General features: G+C 69.9%; 4 protein-coding genes and 1 pseudogene. 1 reads left to right on the top strand and 4 read right to left on the bottom strand.

The genetic code is table 11. From position 1 onward, the window contains the following. Positions 1-107: 107 nt before the first annotated feature. Positions 108-521, top strand: coding sequence for a transposase (locus tag ABZT06_RS50365; RefSeq protein WP_355756636.1), 414 nt, complete (start codon positions 108-110; stop codon positions 519-521). On the opposite strand, the gene ABZT06_RS50360 is transcribed toward ABZT06_RS50365, so the two are convergent. From ABZT06_RS50360 to ABZT06_RS50345, 4 genes and pseudogenes are all read right to left on the bottom strand, one after another. Continuing rightward, on the bottom strand, positions 487-756 hold the full coding sequence (locus ABZT06_RS50360; protein ID WP_355756634.1) for a hypothetical protein: 270 nt from the start codon (positions 754-756) through the stop codon (positions 487-489). The two genes, ABZT06_RS50365 and ABZT06_RS50360, sit on opposite strands and share 35 nt — an antisense overlap. Before the next feature lie 32 nt (positions 757-788). Continuing rightward, positions 789-1,355, bottom strand: a complete 567-nt coding sequence (locus tag ABZT06_RS50355; protein ID WP_355756638.1) for a transposase family protein — start codon at positions 1,353-1,355, stop codon at positions 789-791. 79 nt (positions 1,356-1,434) lie between these two features. Next, positions 1,435-1,625, bottom strand: a pseudogene (locus ABZT06_RS50350) (transposase); the annotation flags it as partial. A 225-nt stretch (positions 1,626-1,850) separates the two neighbouring features. Next, positions 1,851-3,150 (bottom strand): hypothetical protein (locus ABZT06_RS50345; RefSeq protein ID WP_355756631.1); only part of this gene is annotated, 1,300 nt, incomplete at its 5' end.

Below are 3,150 nucleotides of genomic sequence, written 5' to 3'. Positions count from 1 at the left end.
ACAGGAGCAGACTGCCGACGCGCCAACCTCACCGCATCAAGAACTGAGCACGTTCATCCGTACGCGGCTGTGTACGTTCACGTGTACGCCGACACGGCGGGAAGAAGGTGAACGGCCGCAAACGGCACATCGCCGTGGACACCCTCGGGCTGCTGCTGACGGTGCTGGTCACCGCCGCGTCCGTCACCGACCGCGAGGTCGGCGGGACGCTGCTGGAGCGACTGCGTCAGCGGCACTGGCGCGTCTCGCTGGTGTGGGCCGACGGCGGCTACACCGGACGCCTGGTCGAGATCGCCCGCGACGTTCTGCAGATCGCGCTGACCGTGGTCAAACGCGGCGACGACGCCACCGGCTTCACCGTTCTGCCCAAGAGGTGGCTGGTCGAGGGGACGTTCGCGTGGCTGATGCGCTCACGCCGCCTGGCCCGCGACTACGAGACCCGCGCCGACACCTCCGAGGCGATGATCCGATGGTCGATGAGCATGGTCATGAGCCGCCGGCTCGCCCGGGGACCGTCCTGAACATTCCCGGGCGTTCCTCGACCAGCCAGCCCCGCGCGGCCAGGCGCTTCACCTTCGACCGAACTCCCTCGACTTTCGCCGCGACCAACTGAAGGCCCAGGGCCGCCGCGAGCTGCCGGCAGTCCATCGCCTCCCCACCCCGATCGGCCAGGATCTCCACGAGCCGCTGGTAGTCCGGCGCCAGCGAGTCGGGAGCGAGCCCTTCCCGCCAGGCGGGAACCACCGATCCGGGCACCGCTCTTGCGACCCGCGCAGGCCGGTGAGCGGCTACCTCGGCCAGGGGCGCCTTCTCGCCTGCAGGAGGTTCTGCCAGGACCTCGGCCACCGTCTGACGGGCGACAACGAACCGTTCCCATGCGGCTTCCGCCTCTTGCAGCTTGGTGTGATCGCTTGCCCGCGGTGGTCACGGCTCAAGCCGAGGTAGCCGTCGTCCAACAGGACTTCGGCCTGGGAGTAGGCGAACACGTCGGCAAGAGTCCGTAATCGCAGACCAGGGTGGTCCGGGACCGCGCACCCCCGCTCGGCCAGGAGCTGGCGTATCTCTGCGATCGCACGGGTGATGGTGGAGCGGTCGACACGGAACAGCAGGCCCAGCACCGCGTGCGGCAGGTCGTGCCGCAGATGGATCAGCGTGGCCACCAGCCGATCGACGAACACCATCTGGTGACGGGCGCCAGCCCCTGCGGCCCGCTTCCTGGCCCCACCGCGTGCAGCATGGCGACGCCCCTCGATCTCGGCTTGCCACGGCACCGCCAACTCCTCGATGAGGAGCGCAAGATGCCGTCGAGAGATCCCCGTGAACAGCGGATGCGCCAACACCGCCCGATTGACCATGATCGCCACACCCGGATCATGCCACCGGCCAGAAACGACGCCTCACCCGCTATCACGCACCAACTCGTAAGACGCCATTTCAGTTGGTGAGCCTGCGGTGGCATATGAGGGTTGCGGCGATGGCGGTGAAGGCGAGGAAGTGTTCCGCTTCCGTTCGTAACGGCGGTGGAGGCGTCGGCAGCCGGACAGCCAGGACACGGTCCGCTCGACGACCCAGCGGTGACGGCCGAGCCGTTGGGACGACTCGATGCCCCTGCGGGCGAGCCCGGGGCATGCGCTCGTTGGTATGTGGACTGCGGCACCGAACAGCGCCTGGCCCCAACTGCACCCGCACCAAGCTCACCACCCATCAGACCCTCGACGCCCTCCAGGGCATCCTGAGGTGCTGGACCGGCACCTGCGCCGCCTGCCACCGCCCCCTTGCCACCCGGACCAGGACACCAAGATCAAGACAGACCTGACGGAGTCCCTATTTAATTGTGGTCGGCTTCGTTTTTAGTTGTGGTCGGCTTCGTTGGGTGGGCAGAGATCTATCACACCGTTCTGATGGGGCACTTTTACCCGGTGGGGTATGTGGTTGGCGATTTTCTGAGCGATCGGCAGCCACGTCATCATGTCGTCGGTTCCGGGTATCCGGAGGATCACGTCCGAGTTGGTGAGGGTGATGTGGCTGGGTTCTTCGCCGAAGTGGTCACGTATCCGCATGGCTCCCGTCGTTCCCGCCAGGTCGACCGCTTCGGGGGATCCGGCGGCACGGCCGGGGGTGTCCTGGTGGTCCGGCATGGTGATCGTGACGATGTCGAAGACGGCGCGATGCCGGACGACGACCGTGGGCAGTGGCGTCCCGAGCACGTGCCGCCAGGGCTCGCGTGGCCTGCCGGACGGGGTTTCGCCGGCCGTCCGGCCGGCGTCCCGGGCGGGCAGGCGCTGGCCGGAAGCCGCCGGCCGCGTGGCTGCCGGTGTGGGTGCGGAACGGGCCGGTGACAGCTGGCCGGCAACCGCTGCCGCGGTCTCAGTGCCCTGCGGGGAGGGCTCGCCGGGAATGTGCACCGCCGTGTCACCAGCCGTGTCCCGGGCCGCAAGGTAGCGGTAGATGCCGTACAGGTCCCTGTCGTGCAGGCCGGGCACGAAGGCGACCGCCGCCCCCATCGCCCCGGCGACGCGGCCCGCCGCCAGTTCGACGGCCTCCTCCTGCTGCTGGGACGGCTCGCCCGCATCCCCGGCGACCACCCGCTGGTAGGCATCCAGCTCCGCGAACACCCCGCGCAGAGCGGAGCCGGCCGACGCGTCGTGCCCGGGCACCCCGGACAGTTCGGGTCCCTTGCCCTTGTCGTCCGTCTGCGCCTGCGCACCCGCCTCGGCCACCGCCGCGACGACCCGCCGCACCCGCTCCCGGTAGACGGACTCCGCCTCACCCCCACCCAGTGCCGGACGAAGCCCCAGAGCCTCCCCCACCAGCCCCGACGCCTCACGGAACTGCGCAACAGCGAACTCATCCGCCCAGTTCCGCGACCTGGCCCACTGCGACAGCCACTCGTCCTCCACCACCACACCGGACGTCGCGGAGCCCGCACCGCCCCCAGCGCGTGAAACGCTGGAACCCTGCGCCTGAGCCTCCGGCTCACCCCGCGTCCCGGGCCCGGCACCGGCCGCCGGCACCCGGCCCGCTCCGAACAGGCCCGACAGGCCCTGACGGAAACCGGCGGGCCGGACGGGCTGGGGTGCCGCCGGCGCGGTCAGTTCCAGCACGGCCTGCAGCAGGGCCTGTTCCAGCACGGGGCCGCCCTCCTGGCGG

The organism is Streptomyces sp. NPDC005483, from assembly GCF_040606035.1.
Lineage (GTDB): Bacteria > Actinomycetota > Actinomycetes > Streptomycetales > Streptomycetaceae > Streptomyces.
The sequence above is the reverse complement of the archived record's forward strand: the minus strand, read 5'-3'. Positions and strand labels throughout refer to the sequence as shown.